The organism is Brevibacterium ihuae (assembly GCF_900184225.1).
Lineage (GTDB): Bacteria > Actinomycetota > Actinomycetes > Actinomycetales > Brevibacteriaceae > Brevibacterium > Brevibacterium ihuae.
Genome location: NZ_FXWZ01000003.1, coordinates 1,335,053 through 1,351,836 on the forward strand (window position 1 = coordinate 1,335,053; position 16,784 = coordinate 1,351,836).

The 16,784-nt window shown below is 69.6% G+C and carries 16 protein-coding genes; 11 read left to right on the forward strand and 5 right to left on the reverse strand.

Annotation, left to right across the window (positions count from 1 at the left end; all coding sequences use genetic code 11):
• Positions 1 to 69 precede the first annotated feature (69 nt).
• The 5 genes from C1A17_RS11280 (at position 70) to C1A17_RS11300 (ending at position 4,571) form a co-directional block, all read left to right on the forward strand.
• Complete coding sequence (locus C1A17_RS11280) at positions 70 to 762, forward strand: GntR family transcriptional regulator (RefSeq protein WP_180953312.1); 693 nt, start codon at positions 70 to 72, stop codon at positions 760 to 762.
• A gap of 691 nt (positions 763 to 1,453) precedes the next feature.
• Positions 1,454 to 2,269, forward strand: coding sequence for a crotonase/enoyl-CoA hydratase family protein (locus C1A17_RS11285; protein ID WP_101653065.1), 816 nt, complete (start codon positions 1,454 to 1,456; stop codon positions 2,267 to 2,269).
• Positions 2,269 to 3,144 carry an SDR family oxidoreductase gene (locus tag C1A17_RS11290; RefSeq protein ID WP_101653066.1) on the forward strand — a complete coding sequence of 292 codons (876 nt, stop codon included), beginning with the start codon at positions 2,269 to 2,271 and terminating at the stop codon, positions 3,142 to 3,144. The genes C1A17_RS11285 and C1A17_RS11290 overlap by 1 nt, the downstream gene beginning before the upstream one ends.
• 54 nt (positions 3,145 to 3,198) lie before the next feature.
• Positions 3,199 to 3,909, forward strand: a complete 711-nt coding sequence (locus tag C1A17_RS11295; RefSeq protein WP_101653067.1) for an RNA polymerase sigma factor — start codon at positions 3,199 to 3,201, stop codon at positions 3,907 to 3,909.
• The gene (locus C1A17_RS11300; RefSeq protein ID WP_101653068.1) at positions 3,909 to 4,571 is read left to right on the forward strand and encodes a methylated-DNA--[protein]-cysteine S-methyltransferase; all 663 of its coding nucleotides are present in this window, start codon (positions 3,909 to 3,911) and stop codon (positions 4,569 to 4,571) included. The genes C1A17_RS11295 and C1A17_RS11300 overlap by 1 nt, the downstream gene beginning before the upstream one ends.
• Before the next feature lie 90 nt (positions 4,572 to 4,661).
• Here the strand turns inward: C1A17_RS11300 and C1A17_RS11305 are convergent, their stop codons facing one another.
• From C1A17_RS11305 to C1A17_RS11315, 3 genes are all read right to left on the reverse strand, one after another.
• Positions 4,662 to 5,846: an AMP-binding protein gene (locus C1A17_RS11305; protein WP_180953313.1), complete on the reverse strand. Its 1,185-nt coding sequence runs from the start codon at positions 5,844 to 5,846 to the stop codon at positions 4,662 to 4,664.
• A gap of 289 nt (positions 5,847 to 6,135) precedes the next feature.
• Positions 6,136 to 6,840, reverse strand: a complete 705-nt coding sequence (locus C1A17_RS11310) for an NUDIX hydrolase (protein WP_101653070.1) — start codon at positions 6,838 to 6,840, stop codon at positions 6,136 to 6,138.
• A gap of 248 nt (positions 6,841 to 7,088) precedes the next feature.
• Positions 7,089 to 8,027, reverse strand: coding sequence for an HpcH/HpaI aldolase/citrate lyase family protein (locus C1A17_RS11315; protein ID WP_101653071.1), 939 nt, complete (start codon positions 8,025 to 8,027; stop codon positions 7,089 to 7,091).
• A gap of 169 nt (positions 8,028 to 8,196) precedes the next feature.
• On the opposite strand from C1A17_RS11315, the gene C1A17_RS11320 reads away from it, so the two are divergent.
• The 5 genes from C1A17_RS11320 to cls all read left to right on the forward strand — a co-directional run bounded on the left by C1A17_RS11320 (position 8,197) and on the right by cls (position 13,297).
• Complete coding sequence (locus tag C1A17_RS11320) at positions 8,197 to 8,658, forward strand: MaoC family dehydratase (RefSeq protein ID WP_425427304.1); 462 nt, start codon at positions 8,197 to 8,199, stop codon at positions 8,656 to 8,658.
• 119 nt (positions 8,659 to 8,777) lie between these two features.
• Positions 8,778 to 9,935 (forward strand): acyl-CoA dehydrogenase family protein, encoded by a 1,158-nt coding sequence (locus C1A17_RS11325; protein WP_101653072.1) that lies wholly within the window; start codon positions 8,778 to 8,780, stop codon positions 9,933 to 9,935.
• Positions 9,936 to 9,937: 2 nt separating this feature from the next.
• Complete coding sequence (locus C1A17_RS11330) at positions 9,938 to 10,702, forward strand: enoyl-CoA hydratase-related protein (protein ID WP_101653073.1); 765 nt, start codon at positions 9,938 to 9,940, stop codon at positions 10,700 to 10,702.
• 120 nt (positions 10,703 to 10,822) lie between these two features.
• The gene (gene fabG / locus C1A17_RS11335) at positions 10,823 to 11,566 is read left to right on the forward strand and encodes a 3-oxoacyl-ACP reductase FabG (protein WP_101653074.1); all 744 of its coding nucleotides are present in this window, start codon (positions 10,823 to 10,825) and stop codon (positions 11,564 to 11,566) included.
• A gap of 201 nt (positions 11,567 to 11,767) precedes the next feature.
• Positions 11,768 to 13,297, forward strand: coding sequence for a cardiolipin synthase (gene cls, locus C1A17_RS11340; protein ID WP_101653075.1), 1,530 nt, complete (start codon positions 11,768 to 11,770; stop codon positions 13,295 to 13,297).
• A gap of 174 nt (positions 13,298 to 13,471) precedes the next feature.
• Here cls and C1A17_RS11345 read toward each other — a convergent pair whose 3' ends face one another.
• Positions 13,472 to 14,098: a hypothetical protein gene (locus tag C1A17_RS11345; protein WP_101653076.1), complete on the reverse strand. Its 627-nt coding sequence runs from the start codon at positions 14,096 to 14,098 to the stop codon at positions 13,472 to 13,474.
• A 105-nt stretch (positions 14,099 to 14,203) separates the two neighbouring features.
• Positions 14,204 to 15,328, reverse strand: a complete 1,125-nt coding sequence (locus tag C1A17_RS11350) for a YihY/virulence factor BrkB family protein (RefSeq protein ID WP_101653077.1) — start codon at positions 15,326 to 15,328, stop codon at positions 14,204 to 14,206.
• Between the two features lie 114 nt (positions 15,329 to 15,442).
• Here C1A17_RS11350 and C1A17_RS11355 point away from each other — a divergent pair, with 114 nt between their 5' ends.
• Positions 15,443 to 16,606: a glucose-1-phosphate adenylyltransferase family protein gene (locus C1A17_RS11355; protein ID WP_101653078.1), complete on the forward strand. Its 1,164-nt coding sequence runs from the start codon at positions 15,443 to 15,445 to the stop codon at positions 16,604 to 16,606.
• Positions 16,607 to 16,784: the final 178 nt, after the last annotated feature.

Sequence of the window (16,784 nt, forward strand, 5' to 3'; positions counted from 1 at the left end):
GCGCACGCGCACGGGACGGGTTTCATATCGTCCGTCCTCGATCATCCATTCTTCCTGCGGAGGTCACCGGTGACCGCAACCCGAGGTGCAGCCCCGGCTGCGACGAAGCGCGATGTCATCATCGCCGGTCTGCGGCGCCGGATCCTCGCCCGCGAGCTCGAGCGGGGCGCCCGGCTGCGCCAGGACGAGGTCGCCGAGTGGTTCGACTCGTCGATCACCCCGGTGCGCGAGGCCCTGCGCGCCCTCGAGGCGGAGGGGCTCGTCACCTCGGAGGCGCATCGCGGGGTCCGGGTCGCCGGGGTCGATCTCGAGAACCTCAAGGCCGTCTACATCACGCGCCGCCTCACCGAGGCCTACGCGATGGAGCGCGCCACCCCGCGGATCTCGCGGCACGAGCTGCGGACCGCCGAACGGCTGCTCGAGGAGCTCGACGAGGCCTCCGCGGCCGGCGATGCGGCGGCCCGGAACGCGAAGAACATGGAGTTCCACTTCTTCTTCTACGACCGCTGCGGCCTGCCGGGACTCCGCGACGACATCGAGACCCGGTGGTTGGCGTTCCCGTGGGACCTCACGCTCGACAGCGCCGAACGCCTCGGCGATGTCAAGGGGGAGCACCTCGCGATCGTCGAGGCCGTGCGGGCCGTCGATCCGCAGGCGGCTGCGCGGACGGTGAGCGAGCACATCGCCCACGGCTTCCTCAATCTCGCCGCCCAGGTCACCGGCGGCCCGGTCGAGGACCCCTTCGACATCGACGTCGACTGAAACAGCAATTTCCGAAGGTTCCTGAACGCGGATCCGCACGTTTGTGCAATCTCAAGCCGCGTCACCCGCTGCGCTCTCGCGCCTTCGCTGCCAGCCCCTCGGCTCCTCGGTCGAAGTCATCGTCCCGGTGTCATGGATGCGCGGTTCCCGAGGTGGTGCAGGCGGGTGCGCGCCCTGGTGGGTGCAGTCCGGTGGGGGCATGTCATTCGACGGTGCGGATCCTCCGGCCCGAAGATCATGTATCATTCAGAGAAGAATACTGAAATCCTGCGAAATGTCCCCAGGGGCTGGGTGTGCGCGACGTCCGGCTCCGATCTCGAATCGCTCGCTGTGCTGATCCTTCTATCTGTTGCACCTCTGGAGACGAATACGACATCACACTCCAGACCATGACTCCGCTCCTCACGGCACTCGCGATCGTCACCTTCGTACCGTTCTTCTCCACGGCCTTCATCGGCTGATCTGTAGAGTGCAATTTCCGAAGGTTCCACGCACAGGAACCTTCGGAAATTGCACTCTGATCGGTCACTACGGGGCGGGTGCACGGATCGGGGGGAGTCGACCCGATTCGCACCCACCTCTTAACGATCGTTCGGTTTCGGTTTAAGATCGGAGAGTGCGCCCCAGTGCCGCGCGATCGGATGCGCGTCGCTGATCACCTGCCACTCACCTGTCACTGCGAAGGAGCATGATGACCGAGACCGCATCCCACGGGACCGTGACCCTGACGATCGAGGACCGCCTCGCCCGCGTCGAGCTCAACCGTCCCGAGAAGCTCAACTCCCTCACCCGCGATGTCTTCGAGGACCTCGTCGAGATCGGCACCCGGCTGCAGGGCGACGATTCCGTCGCCGCAGTCGTCCTCAGCGGGGCGGGGCGGGCATTCTGCGCCGGCCTCGACCTCGGCGAGTTCGGGAAGATGAAGTCGGGGGAGAAGAATCCGGCGGTGTCCCTGGGTGAACGGATGGGCGCCGCCAAGGCGATCGCGCAGAAGGCGGTCCACATCTGGCAGGTCATCGAGGTGCCGGTCATCGCCGGTGTCCAGGGAGTCGCCTTCGGGGGCGGTCTGCAGATCGCGATGGGCGCCGATGTGCGCATCATGGCCCCGGACACCAAGCTGTCGATGATGGAGATCAACTGGGGGCTCGCCCCGGACATGTGCGGCACCCAGCTGCTCCCGCGCCTCGTCGGCCCGTCGCAGGCGAAGCTCCTGATCTTCACCGGCGACGTGTTCTCCGGGGAGCGGGCAGGCGAGATCGGACTCGCCGACGAGGTCGTCGAGGACCCGGTGGCCCGCGCGCTCGAGGTGGGACGCGCCATCGCCGACAAGTCGCGCACGGCGCTCGTGCGGGCCAAGATGCTCGTCGACCTCGCCGGCACTGCGGACCTCGCCGAGGGGTTCGACAAGGAGCAGGAGGTGATCGCCGAGCTCATGGGCGGTCCCGAACAGATCGAGGCCGTCGACAAGCGCATGGCCGCACTCGCAGCACGCAAGGGAGCACAGTGATGAGCGCACAGCAGGGAACCACCCCGGAGGCAGCCGGGACCGAGGCCGTCCACGACCCGATCGGGCACCTGGCGCCCGACATGCTCGCCGGCCAGGTCGCCTTCATCACCGGCGGCGGCTCCGGCATCAACCTCGGGATCGCGAAGGCCTTCGCCCGCTGCGGGGCGGCGGTCGCGATCTGCGGACGGACCGAGGAGAAGCTCGCCGAGGCGGCCGAGGAGATCGCCGCCCTCGGTGCGAAGGTCGCCTACCGCGCCGCCGACGTGCGCGACATCGACGCCCTCCAGGCGTCCATGGACCATGCCGCCTCCGAGCTCGGCGACATCAGCATCGCGGTCGCGGGCGCGGCCGGGAACTTCTTCGCGAAGGCGGAGGACATGAGCTCGAACGCCTTCCGTACCGTGGTCGACATCGATCTCATGGGCGCCTACCACACCGCCCGGTGCGCGTTCCCCTACCTGCAGCGCACCCGCGGCTCGGTCCTCTTCATCTCCGCCTCGCAGGCGTTCAAGGCCACCCGCTACCAGGCGCACGTCGGTGCGGCCAAGGCCGGCATCGAGATGCTCATGAAGGACCTGTCCGTCGAATGGGGCCGCCACGGGATCCGCTCGAACTCCCTGGTCCCCGGCCCGGTCTCCGGGACGGAGGGGATGGCACGGCTGGCCGGCCCGACCGGCGACGACATGTGGAAGAAGGCTGTGCCGCTCGGCCGGTACGCGGACAAGGAGGAGATCGGGGCGATGGCCGCGGTGCTCTCCGGCCCGCTCGGCGCCTATGTCACCGGCGCGCAGTTCCTCGTCGACGGCGGCCTGTCGCAGGTGGGGTCCGGCGACATCTCCGATGCCGTCGGGAAGGCGCTGTTCGGCGACGACTGACATCTCCTCGAGGTCCCACCTCACATCTGAGCTCCGGCCGACGTCTGCAGGGTGATGAAGAAGCCACCGTTCGACCTCGTGGTCCGCACGTACGCGGTCCGCATCCTGCGGTTCTGCCGGTCCATGCACGTGCAGCTCGCCGATGCCGAGGACGCCTATTCCGAGGCGTTCCTCGCGGCCCTGAGCGGGTACGCGGCCCTGCCCGACGACGCCAACATCGAGGCCTGGCTCGTGCGGATCGCGCGCAATGCCTGCATCGACGTCCACCGCAGGAACGCCCGCCGGGCGATCCCGGTCGAGCACCTGCCGGAGCCCGGGTGGACTGCCGACGGTGCGACCGTCGACGGAAGCGCACTGCTCTCCGCACGGGAGACCGATCGAGAGATCGATGTGTTGGACATGCTCTGGCTGCTCACCGACCGGCAGCGGGAGGCGATCGCCTGGCACCATGTGTGGGGCCTGCCCTATACCGAGGTGGCCGCCCTCATCGGCGGTTCTCCCGCCGCCGTGCGGCGAGCCGCGTCCGACGGCATCGCCGCACTGCGGATCATGGTCGTCCGGCAGCGAGCGGAGCGGCACCAGGACTCGCCGCCGGGCACGGAGGCGCAGGAGCGATCCGGCTGGCGCAGGACGCGGCGGGAGGGTCCGCGGCGGCGCGGGATTCCGGGAAGCCGCGAAGGGCGGACCGCGGAGTCGGTTGAAGGCAGGGGGACGGTCGGGCGAAGCGAGCCGATCGAGGACACGGAGACGACGGAGGAACGATGATGACACAGGACACGCGAGGTTCCGCTCCTACCGATTCGGCCTGGCCGGAGGCGGCGCTCGCCGGCCCGGCCTCGGCGCTCGAGGAATCGATGGTGGCGGACCTCAACGCCGCGGTGATCCGACGCTCCGATGTCGCGCCGCTCGTCGACGCCGCGTTCACCCGCATGCAGTCGCCCATGGGTGACCTGCTCGTCTTCGTCACCGCGCGGGGGCTGCTCCGGATCGCTTTCGACACCGAGGAGTTCGCCACCGTCGCCGCCGAGGTGGCGGACGCAGTGGGCCCGGTGATCGTCGAGGACGCCGGCATCACCGCGCAGGCGGTGCGCGAGCTCGGCGAGTACTTCGCAGGTGAGCGACGCACGTTCGACGTCGCCCTCGACCTCAGGCTCAGTCGCGGCGCCTTCCGCTCAACCGTCCAGCAGGCGCTCGCGGACATCCCCTTCGGATCCACGATGAGCTACGCGGAGATGGCCGATCATCTGGGCAACCCCAAGGCCGTGCGCGCGGTGGGCACCGCCTGCGCGACAAACCCGATCCCTCTTGTCCTGCCGTGCCATCGCATCGTGCGCAGCGACGGCACCTTCGGGAACTACCGCGGCGGGAATGCGCGCAAGCAGTGGGTCCTCGATTTCGAAGCGGGGGTGCTTCCGCTCGCCGGGTGACCGGCCAGCTCCGTGGGATGCCGCCGATTTCCCACCGCCGTGAACCCGAACTCGTGCGCGCCCACGCGAGAGAGATGGCTGGCGAGCGTCTCAGACTGGGGTGCCCGCGTTTGCGGGGATGTCCTCTGAGGACGACGACAGGGCAAGGAGGCCCGCTGCCGCGATGACGGTGCCGCTCGCGACGACGGGCCGCACTCCGGTGAGCTTCGCGAACCGGTCGAACGCCGCGTCGGCCGCACCGGGGCCGACGATGACGGACTCGAGAGTGCTCGCGCGCGGTACATCGGTCACGAGACCCGCGGTGCCCGCGCCCGCGTCACCGCGCTCCGGATCGTCGTCCCGGCGGGCGGGTTCAGCGCCGCGTGCCGGAGCGCCCCCGCGTGCCGTCGCATCGACGAGGGCGCTCAGCCGGCCCGCCGAGAATCGGGTGTGGGTGGCTCCGAACCGTTCGGTCTGATCGATCCAGGTGTCGGGTGAGAACCGTGCGGCGAGGATCGCGGCGGCGCCCGCAGTGATCACTGCGGTGAGTTCCGCGGCCAGCGTCGCGGGATCGTGGAGGTCTCCCGTGATGAACCACCGGCTGTTCGGATCGAGACCGTGCGTCGTCGCGTGCTCACGCGCGATCGCCGCGCAGGCCGCGTGGGTGAGCACCCTCCCGTCCGACCGTGCCGGGGGAGGGGCGGCCGTAGGACTGTTCGGCGGCGGCGCCGCGGCGGGAAGCGCGGCATGGGCCGGGGAGGTGAAGAAGGCGCACAGCGCGTCCGGCGGCATCTCATGTGAGCCGGCACCTGCTCCCGGACCCTCCGCCGCGGTGGTGGGGGCCGTTCCGCCGAGCAGCGGCGAACCTGCCAGGGTGTCAGGCTCGTCCTCCGTGAGTTCGATGACGGTGAGCTCGGGGACCGTTGAGCGGCTCACCGCGTTGCGGTACGTCCAGCGCCGATCGAGACCGACCACACCGAGAACCGGCCGGGTGCGGTCGAGCTGGTCGACGAGCTCCGGCACCTCGGCCTCGGGTTCGCAGCCCACAGCGACGGCACCGAGCGAGGCGCACGCGAGCCAGCACATGATGAAGGCCGGGGAGTTGTGCAGGTCGAGGTGGACCGTGCGTCCCGGTGCGGCACCCGCCGCGCGGAGACGGTCCGCGGTGAGCCGGACGAGCTGGCCGAACTGCCGGTACGACCACGTGTTCGAGTCGCCGGGGCGGGTGATGAAGGTGAGGAACGGGGAACGGTCGCGGTCGCGGACCGCGGCCTCCCACAGAGTGCCGATGTCCACCGGCCCGCCCGGCGACGCGGCCGGGGACGCCGATTCCGGGCGCATGAAGGCACGCGGCGCCGAGCGCCTGAGAGAGTCAGCGGAATGCGGCGGCGCGGAATCGGCGGAGGAATGATCGTGGGGCGGGGGCGGGGGCGGGTTCACCGGCGACCCTTTCGTGCAGCGTGACGCAGGTCTCACTCAGTGTATCCGGTCGGCCGCCCGGCGCCGAGACCATCAGGCCCGCTGGGCCCCACCGCGCGGCGCGGGTCTGCCCCATCCGCGCGCGCACCACACCTACGGCTCTCGGTCAGCCGTGCTTGCCCGGTGCGAACGGACGCACCGGCTCGATGTCGCGCTCGGCGGACATGAGCGCCTCGACCGAACCGAAGCGGTGCACCTCGTTGAGGAGGACGAGGGTGGGGCGCATGAGCTTGAGGCGCTCGGCGGCCTCCTCGGCGAGGATGTGCTCGACGTTCATCCATTCGGAGTTCGTGGCCTCGGTCGTCTGATGGCGCAGGTCACCGATCTCCTCACCCCGGGCGACGTAGAAGTACGTGTCGAAGCGGCGGGTGCGCCCGGGCGGGGTGATCCAGTTGGCCCAGGGCTTGAGCGCGGTCGCCGCGATCGTCGCGCCCGCCTCCTCGCCGACCTCGCGCTGTGCGGTGGCGATGAGCGCCTTGGCGAACTCCGGGTCGCCGCCGAGCTCGGTCTTCGACCAGGCGCGGACGTGGGAGTCGAGGATATCGGACGGCAGCTCGAGCGCCGCACCCATCTCGTGGTCCTGGGGGTCGACGCGCCCGCCGGGGTACACGAGGACGCCGGCGGCGAAATCCATGGTGGTGACCCGGTGCTGGACGAAGACCTCGAGGCCGTCGGCGGTGTCGCGCCCGACGATGACGCTCACTGCGGGCTTCACCGGCATCTCCACCCCGGGGGGTGCGATGTTGCTCGCGAGCGATGTGCCCACGCGGTCGGATCGATCGTGTCCTTCGTCGTGCAGGTCCCGCACCATGCTTCCACCTTCGGCTCTGCCGGTCCGGCGCGGCGGACTGCTTCGGTGCAGCCCCCTCGGACCGGTGGTCTCCATCCGTACTGTACTCGCGCGGTGATCCAGGTCACGCCGCGGGTCCGTCATCCGGGCAGGTGAGGGCCCCGGGCACGCGACGACCACGGCGAGCGCGGTCCCGTCCGGCGCCGCGCTTCAGCTTCCGGGACGGGCTTCGGCGAGAGGGGCCTGGCGGCGACGACCGAGCTCGGGCCTCAGCGGCCGGACCGGGCGACGATCCGCTGTGCGCGCTTGAGCACCGGGGCGTCGACCATCGCGCCGTCGACGTTGACCGCGGCACCGCCGGCGTCCTCCGCAGCGGCGACCACGCGCCTGGCCCAGGCGACGTCCTCGTCCGGGTCGCCGAACTCGGCGTCGATCGCGGCGAGCTGCCGGGGGTGGATCGCGAGCTTCCCCGCGAAGCCGAGCGCGCGACCGCGCGCGGCTGAGGCCTCGGTTGCCCCCTCGGTGGAGAAGTCGGCGCACGGACCGTCGATGGGGCCCGGCATGCCGAAGGCGCGAGCGGCCATGACGACGCGGGAGCGGGCGAACAGGAGCTCGGTCTCCTCCGCGCCGACGAGGGCATCGAGCTCGAGCCCGAGGTCGTAGTTGCCGAACGCGAACCGGTGCACCGAGCGGGCCCGGGCGAGGGATTCCGCGGCGACGATGCCGCGCGGGGTCTCGAGGAGCCCGATCGTGTACGGTGCGGCGACTCCGTGCTGGGTGAACTGCTGGCGGATCTCGTGCACCGGCTCCTCGGACTCGCACTTGGGGATCATGATCCCGAACGGGCAGCTGGCGTAATGGCCCGTGCGGCCGTCGGAATCCGCGCTCAGGCGTGCGGCGGCATCGGCGAGGGCCTCGACGTCGGGATGGAACCAGTCCGTGTCCGCGGCGTTGATCCGCACGACGACCGCGGTGCGATCTGCGGTGTCCCGCCAGTCGCCGGCGGTGAGCCAGGCTCCCACGGCGTCGCGCGCGCTCGCCTTGTCCTCGGGTGCGACGGCGTCCTCGAGGTCGATGATGATGGCATGCGCGCCCGAAGCCCGCGCTTTGTCGAAGCGGTCCGGCCGCGCCGCCGGCACGAACAGGAGGGCCTGTGCGGTGTCGAGCCGCGCGGGTGCGGCGGGGGTCGACTGGCCGGTGTTCGACATGCGAAGTCCTTCGAAGAAGTCCGGTGGTGTACTACCGAAGTTCACTCTAGCCGGTTAGACTGTTGCAGAAAACACAATGAGTCCGGCCCGATTGATGCGCTTTCAGGTAAGAATCGGATCGGGGCCAGCCCCCGCTCGGACTCCCGCCGCACAGACAAGGAGACGCGCAATGGTGCGAGAATTCCAGGGAATCGCAGAGCTCGAGAAGCACATCGGGCAGGAGCTCGGGGCCAGCGACTGGGTCACCGTCGACCAGGACCGGATCAACAAGTTCGCCGACGCCACCGGCGACCACCAGTGGATCCACATCGATGAGGAGAAGGCCAAGGACGGGCCGTTCGGCAGCACGATCGCCCACGGGTTCCTCACCCTCTCCCTCCTGCCGCTGCTCGGCGCCGAGGTGATGAACGTCTCCGGCATGAAGATGAAGATCAACTACGGACTCAACAAGGTCCGCTTCCCCAAGCCGGTGCCTGCCGGATCCAAGGTCCGCGATGTCGTCTCCCTCAAGGAGATCGCCCGCAAGAGCTCCGGCATCCAGGTCGTCATGGATCACGTCATCGAGATCGAGGGCTCCGACCGTCCGGCGTGCATCGCCGAGGCCGTCACCCTGATGATCGAGGACGACTGATCCGCCGCCGCGCCTGCCGGTCCCGCACCGGCCGGCGCGGCACTGCGCTCTCTCCGCTCCGCCGAACCACCCCATGAACGGCGCCCTGCGTGCCGCCCCGTCCCGAAAGAAGGCAGATCATGGACGATTCCGATCTCAAGCACATCCTGTCCACCGTCCGCGAGTTCGTCCGCGAGCGCGTCATCCCCCGCGAACTCGAGATCGAGGACACCGACGAGATCCCGAAGGAGATCCGCGACGCCGCGGCCGAGATGGGACTCTTCGGCTGGGCCATCCCCGAGGAGTTCGGCGGGCTCGGCCTCAACGCCTACCAGGACGCCAAGCTCTCGTTCGAGCTCGGCTACACCACCCCGTCCTTCCGGTCGCTGTTCGGCACGAACAACGGCATCGCCGGCCAGGTGCTCGTCAACTACGGCACCGATGAGCAGAAGCAGGAATGGCTGCCGAAGATCGCCTCGGGCGAGGTCGTCGCCTCCTTCGCGCTCACCGAGCCCGACGCCGGCTCCGACCCGTCGGGCCTCACCACCAAGGCGGTCAAGGACGGCGACGACTACGTCATCAACGGCGCCAAGCGCTTCATCACCAATGCCGCGCTGTCGAACGTCCTCATGGTCTTCGCGCGCACCAACCCGGAGGCCAAGGGCACCAAGGGGATCTCAGTGTTCCTCGTCCCCACCGACGCCCCCGGCGTCACGGTGGGCCCGCACGACAAGAAGATGGGTCAGGCTGGCGCCTGGACCTCCGAGATCTTCTTCGATGACGTCCGCGTGCCCTCGAAGTACCTCGTCGGCGGTGAGGAGGAGGTCGGCTTCAAGGCCGCGATGGCCTCCCTCAACAAGGGGCGCCTCCATATCGCCGCGATGTGCGTCGGCCAGGCCACTCGGATCCTCGACGACTCGATCGAGCACGCCAAGGTCGCCAAGCAGGGCGGCAGCGCGATCGGCGAGTTCCAGCTCGTCCAGGCGCTCCTCGCCGAGTCCTACGCCGAGCTGTCCGCCGCCCGCGAGATGGTGCTCGCCGCCGCTCGCCGCTGGGACGAGGGCACGGACAAGAAGATCGGTCCGAGCTCCTGCAAGCTCTTCGCCTCCGAGATGCTCGGTCGCGTCGCCGACCGCGGCGTCCAGGTGTTCGGCGGCATGGGCTACATGCGCGAGACCTCGGTCGAGCGCTTCTACCGCCATGCGCGCCTGTTCCGGATCTACGAGGGCACCTCGGAGATCCAGAAGCTCGTCATCGCGCGCCAGCTCCTCAAGGACGCGCACAAGGAAGGCCGCTGAGCATGGGCCTCGTCCGCACCGACCTGAGCGCAGGGATCCTCACGATCACCTTCGACGAGCCGGCGCGCCGCAACCCCCTGAGCGTTGACATGCGGGCCGAGATCGTCGACGCGCTGTCGCCGCTGCCGGACGGTGTGCGCGCGGTGGTCTTCACCGGAGCGGACGGGGTCTTCTCCGCCGGGGGCGACCTCGCCTCGATGCCGCCGGAGAGCCCGGAGGTGTCCGATGCGCGGATGGCCGCCGTCGCGGAGTTCATCCGCCTCGTCAGCGGTCTGCCCGTCGTCACCGTCGCCGCGGTCGAGAAGGCCGCCGCGGGAGCCTCCGTGGGGCTCGCGTGCGCGTGCGACGTCATCGTCGCCGGGCGCAGCGCGCAGTTCCTGCTGCCGTTCACCCGGCTCGGCATCGTGCCCGACGGGGGGCTGCTCTCGCTGCTCCCGGCCCGGGTCGGACTCGCTCGAGCACGGCGGCTCATGCTCGCCGGCGATCCCGTCGGCGCCGAGGCCGGAGCGGGCTTCGGCCTCGTCGACGAGCTCGTCGAGGACGGGCAGGCGCTCGACGCGGCCCTGACGATCGCCTCCCGCATGGGCGCGCGGGCGCCAGGACCGATCCGCGCGATCAAGGAGGCCCTGTCCGCAGGCGCCCCGAGCCTCGACGGGGCGCTCGCCGCCGAGGCCGCCGGGCAGCGCGAGCTGTTCTTCACCGCGGACTTCCTCGAGGGCAAGACCGCCTTCTTCGAGAAGCGCCCACCGGAGTTCACCGGGCGCTGAGGAATGCGGGGCCGAGCACGCGCCCGGCCCCGCTCCCTCCCGCAATCCGTCCGTCACCCGTCCGCACCACCACCGCACTCACCGCACCCGCTTCCGCACCACCGATCGAAGGAGTACATCATGGGTCTGCTCGAAGGCCGCACCGCCGTCATCACCGGCGCCGCTCAGGGACTGGGCTACGCCATCGCCGAGACGTTCGTGGCCGAGGGCGCCAACGTCGTCCTCGGCGATCTCAACGCCGAGGCGGTCACCGCCGCCGCCGAGAAGCTCGGCGTGGGCGACCGCGCCGTGGGCCAGGCCTGCAACGTCGTCGACCTCGGCGAGGTCGAGGCGCTCTGCGCGCTCGCCACGGAGAAGTTCGGCTCCCTCGACGTCATGGTCAACAACGCCGGCATCACCCGCGACGCGACCATGCGCAAGATGACCGAGGAGCAGTTCGACCAGGTCATCGCCGTCCACCTGCGCGGCACCTGGAACGGGCTCAAGACCGCCTCGGGCATCATGCGCGACCAGGACAAGGGCGGCTCGATCATCAACGTGTCGTCGATCTCCGGCAAGGTCGGCATGCTCGGACAGACCAACTACTCGGCCGCCAAGGCCGGGATCGTCGGCATGACGAAGGCCGCGACCAAGGAGGTCGGCTTCAAGAACGTCCGCGTCAACGCGATCCAGCCCGGCTTCATCAACACCGCGATGACCGCGGCGATGCCGCAGCACGTCATCGACTCCAAGCTCGCCGAGATCCCGATGGGACGCCCGGGCGAGCCGAGCGAGGTCGCCTCGGTCGTGCTGTTCCTCGCCTCGGACATGTCGTCGTACATGTCGGGCACCGTCCTCGAGATCGCCGGCGGCCGCCACATCTGATCTCCCGGCTCCTGCCGCGGGGCACCGCACCCGGCCCCCGCCACGGAGCTCCGCACGTCGACCTGGCACTCGTGCTCGAGAACCGCACCGGACTCCGAGCACCAGCGCCGGGTCGACGGCGTTCCGGCCGGGAACCGGGGCGCGCTCCCGTGGTTCCGCTCTCCGGTCGCCGGCGCGGGTGCCGGGCGGCGCGGGAGTAGGATGTGGGAACCCCACCGGAGCACCCTGAGGAACGAACAGCCTGTGGAATCCTTCATCTTCTTCCCCGTCGACGCGCAATGGCCCACCTGGGTCCTCGCGGTCCTCGTCATCATCGACGGCATCATCCGGATCGTCGCGCTCGGCTGGGTGCCGTACCGCCGGAAGCCCTCGGTGGCCCTCGGCTGGCTGCTCGCGATCTTCCTCATCCCCTACGTCGGCATCCTCGCGTTCCTCCTGTTCGGCTCGTCGAAGCTGCCGCAGAGCCGACGTGCCCAGCAGCGGGAGGTCAATGAGATCATCCGGCAGCGGTCCGACGAGAAGGCGATCCTCGGGCGTGACGACCACCTGAGCGAGGAGCTCGTGACCTCCGCCCAGCTCAACTACCGGCTCGGCGCGCTTCCCATGACGCACGGCAACGATTTCACGCTCGAGCCGGACAACCACCAGTGCATGCTCGACATGGCCGCCGAGGTCGACAAGGCCACGGACTACGTCCACTTCGAGTTCTACATCGTCGCGATCGACGATGCGACCCGGCCCCTCCTCGACTCGCTCCTCGCGGCGCACGCCCGCGGGGTCAAGGTCCGGATCCTCATCGACCACATCGGCTCGCTGGGCTATCCGGGCTACGCGGAGCTCGTCAAGATGTTCAATGCCTCCGGGGTGAGCTGGCGCCGCTGCCTGCCGATCCGTCCCTGGAAGCTCGAGTACCAGAGGCCCGACCTCCGCAACCACCGCAAGATCCTCGTGGTCGACGGCGCCGTGGCCTACACCGGCTCGCAGAACGTCATCCACCGCACCTACAACAAGCGCTCGAACCTGCGGAAGGGCTTCGAGTGGAAGGATCTCTCCGTGCGGTGCACCGGGCCGGTCGTGGCGGAGCTCAACGCGGTGTTCGCCTCGGACTGGTACTCCGAGACCGGGGTCATGCTCACCGAGGAGTTCGACTCCGAGGTCGAATCCCCCTACGACACCGGGATCATGGCGCAGGTCGTGCCGAGCGGGCCGGGGTTCGAGCTCGAGAACAACCTGCGGCTGTTCAACCATCTCATCTACAACGCGAACCACACCGTCGTCGTGTGCTCGCCGTACTTCGTCCCCGACGAATCCCTCATGCACGCGCTCGTCACCGAGTCGCTGTCCGGGGTCGACGTCCGCCTCTATGTGGGCGCGACGAGCGACCACGCGATCACGCAGAAGGCGCAGGAGTCGTACTACGACGAACTCGTCGACGCGGGGGTGCGGATCTTCCAGTACCACGAGCCCACGGTGCTCCACTCGAAGTTCCTCCTCGTCGACGACGAGGTCACGCTCATCGGCTCCTCGAATATGGACGAGCGGTCCTTCGCGATGAACATGGAGGTCACGCTGTTCATCGTCGACGAGGAGTTCACCGACCGGATGTACGCGCTCGAGATCGAGGACTACCGTGCGAACTCCGTCGAGCTCGACGTCGAGGCGTGGCGGCAGCGGTCGATCGGACGGAAGTACCTCGAGAACGTCTGCCGTCTGACGAGCTCCCTGCTCTGAGCCGCGCCCGTCGGCAGCTCCGGCTTCCGGGCTCCCAGCTGGAACTTTGGGCCCTGGGCTGGAAGCCCCGATGTCCGGTTTCGGAGCCGGGACGGAGTGCGTGCACACAGCGCGAGGCCCCGCGCACCGGATGGTGGCGGGGCCTCGTCGTGGTCTGCGCTGTGCGCGAACCGGTCAGTTCTCGTTGCGGGTCGTGGGACCCTCGGCCTCGAGCGGGGTCGAGGGGTCGGAGATCGTGTCGTCGAGGATGACGGCGTCCGAGGAGGTTCCCGTCGACGTCCCGGGGGCGCTCGCCTTGCCGGTGGCCTTGTCCGACGGGGTGGTGACGCCGCTGCCGGCGGTGGTGCCCGCTCCGGCGGCGACCCCGGTGTCCTGTTGGGCGCCGGTCGACGGATCCGCGACGCTGCCGCCGGCCGGCGTGGCAGCGGTGGCGGCCTTCGCCTCGGCGTCCTTCTTCGCGTCGAGATCCTGGGAGTCGGCGGCGGCGGACTTCTCCGCCTTCTTCTGCTCCCGGTTGGTCTTGACGTCCTCGACCTTGCCCTGCACGGCGCCGACGGCCGAACCTGCGGCCGACTGCACGCGGCCGGCGACCTCGGGAGCCTTCTCCTTGACGCGCTCGGCCACGATCGGAGCCTGCTCCTTGACCGTGTCGGTCGCCTTGGTCACGGAGTCCTGGACGCGCGGGTCCTGCCACCATTCCTCGACCTGGGCCTTGAGCTTCTCGTAGCTCTGGCGACCGGCGCGCGAGCCGAGAACGAACCCGATGCCCACGCCCGTGAGCAGGATGAGTCGCTTCTTCATTGTCCCTCCCTGGGATCAGCGCCGCGTTCGGCGCATCGATTCCACGGCAAGCGCCCTTGCTTCCGCGCGATCGAGCGCGAATGCGCTTGCCGGTTCCCCGCCAGTCTATACCGGCAGCGAATGCTCGTCCCCGTCGGAGGCGCCCCGTGACTCGCGCAGGGCGCGCCCCTTGCGCTGGAAGCGCGCATGCACCTGGGCGTCGTCGACGATCTTCTTCGTCGAGCGGGGCGGGAGCTGGATGGTGTCCTCGGCGAGGACGCCCGCCTGCAGCTGTCGGGCCCTCTCGATCTCGGAGTCGAACTCGGCTCCGAACAGGAGCGCCATGTTCGTCAGCCACAGCCAGAAGAGGAAGATCAGCACGCCGGCGAAGGCCCCGTACGTCGAGTCGAACCCGCCGAACACGACGGCGTAGAGGTACAGGCCCCCGGTGAGGACGATCCACGCGACGAGAGCGACGGCGGCGCCGATCGTGGACAGGGCGAACTTCGCGCGGCGGACGTTGCTCGTGCCCGCGTAGAGGAGGGTGATGAGGAGCAGGGTGAGGACGATCGCGAGGGGGAAGCGGACCCATGGCCACACCGCCGCGAAGGTCTCGTCGAGCCCGAACGGTTCGAGCAGTGCGGTGGAGCCGAGCAGGCACAGAAGGATCGCGACGACGAGGATGATCGCGACGATGGTGACGAGATAGGTCTGGAGGAAGCGCACCCACGTCGACCGGCCCTCGGCCATGTTGTAGACGTCGTTGACGGCCGCACCGAAGGCGCGGACGAACTTGCTCGCCGACCACAGAGCGGCGAGGATGCCGATGCCGAACGCGGCACCGCCGGCGGGCGACTGCGCCAGGTCGAGGAGCGGCTGCTCGAGCTGCTGCACGTTCCCCTCGCCCGACGCCTGGGAGAGCCAGTCCATGACCCGGGTGACGGTCTGCTCGCCCTCGCCGAAGACGTTGAGGATCGAGAGGATCGCGACGATCGCCGGGATCAGGGCCAGCATGAAGTAGAAGGACAGCGTCGCTGCAGTGTGATGCCGGCGGTTGTGCTTGTACTGGTGCACGGTGCGCGACCAGGCATACTTCCACGAGGCCTTCGTCAGCTTGTGCGGTGCGGGCTCGGCGGTGCTGCCGGTCCCTGCGCGGGAACCGGCATCCCGCTTCCGGTCCGCTGCGCCGCGCTCCGGGTGCTGTCCGGTTGCAGGGTCCTGGCGGGGGTCCTGCTTCGACTGGGTGCTCACAGTGGAAGTCTAGGCGATTTCACGGCTGCGGAACCGCCTCGTCCGCCTCTCCTGAGCCCTAGGATGGGTGAGGTTCCGACAAGGTACGTTCCCACTGGAAGGACGGTCCCCTCCGTGCGCATCCCCCGAATCCTCGCACTCGTCCTCGCCGGCGGAAAGGGCAGTCGGCTCGACAGCCTCACGCACGACCAGCCCAAGCCCGCACTGCCGATCGGGGGCACGTACACGCTCATCGACGTCGCCCTGAGCAACCTCGCCCACTCCCACATCAAGGATGTGTGGATGGTCGAGCAGTTCCAGCCCCACAAGCTCAACCTCTACATCGACAACGGTCGTCCGTGGGATCTCGACCGGACGCACGGCGGTCTCGTCGTCACTCCGCCGTTCGAGGGCGGCAATGGCGAGGGCTTCGCCCAGGGCAACGCGGATTCGCTCGCCCGGCAGCTCGATGCGATGCGGGCGTTCGATCCCGAGCACGTCCTCGTGCTCAGCGCCGACCACCTCTACACCCTCAACTTCCTCGACGTCTACGACACGCATCTCCAGCACGAGGCCGACCTGACGATGGTGACCACCCACCAGGCCGGTGACGTGTCGCGCTACGGCGTCGTCGAGATCGGCTCCGACCGTCGGATCACCGACTTCGCCTACAAGCCCGAAGGCGCGACGGATTCCTATGTCGCGACCGAGATCTTCCTCTACCGGGCCCCGGCGCTCTTCGACGCGCTCGAGGAGCTGCAGGAGCGGACGGGGCAGCTGTCCGACTACGGCGACGAGCTGCTGCCGCACTTCCTGCAGAATCACACCGTCGTCTCCCACGACCTCGGCGGCTACTGGATGGATCTCGGCACCCTGCAGTCCTACTGGGCGGCGAACCTCCAGCTCATCGACGGCGACTCGCTCGATCTCGATCGGGAGGACTGGCGGCTGTGGTCGGCGCAGCCGCAGCGGCTGCCGGCCCGGCTGGGGGAGACCGCCGAGGTCGCGCGCGCCATGGTGAGCGCGGGCAGCGCAGTCGACGGTGCGGTCGTCCACTCGGTGATCGGCATCGACTGCCGGGTCGAGGCCGGCGCCGAGGTGCGCGACTCCGTGCTGCTCGACGGCGCCGTCGTCGAGCAGGGCGTGCGCCTGCGCAACTGCATCGTCGTCCCCGGTGCGCGGGTGGCGGCCGGCCCGGACCGGGGTGCCGAGGGCGTGGTCACCCTCATCGGCCACGACGGCACGATCGATGCGCGGGTGCCGTTCGACCACGGGAGCCCCCTGCCCTCGCTGTCCTGAGCGTGCGGCCGCGGTCGGGGCTCCGGAACCCGGGCCTCGGCCACGGCCGATCCGGCCTTGCAGCAGCCGCCCGATCCGGCACAGCAGAGGCAGCGGGACGGCCCAGCAGCGGCCGCCCGAATCGCCTCCGCAGCGGTGGCGGCGGCGAGACAACCCGTGCACTCGCCATGCGCCCGCG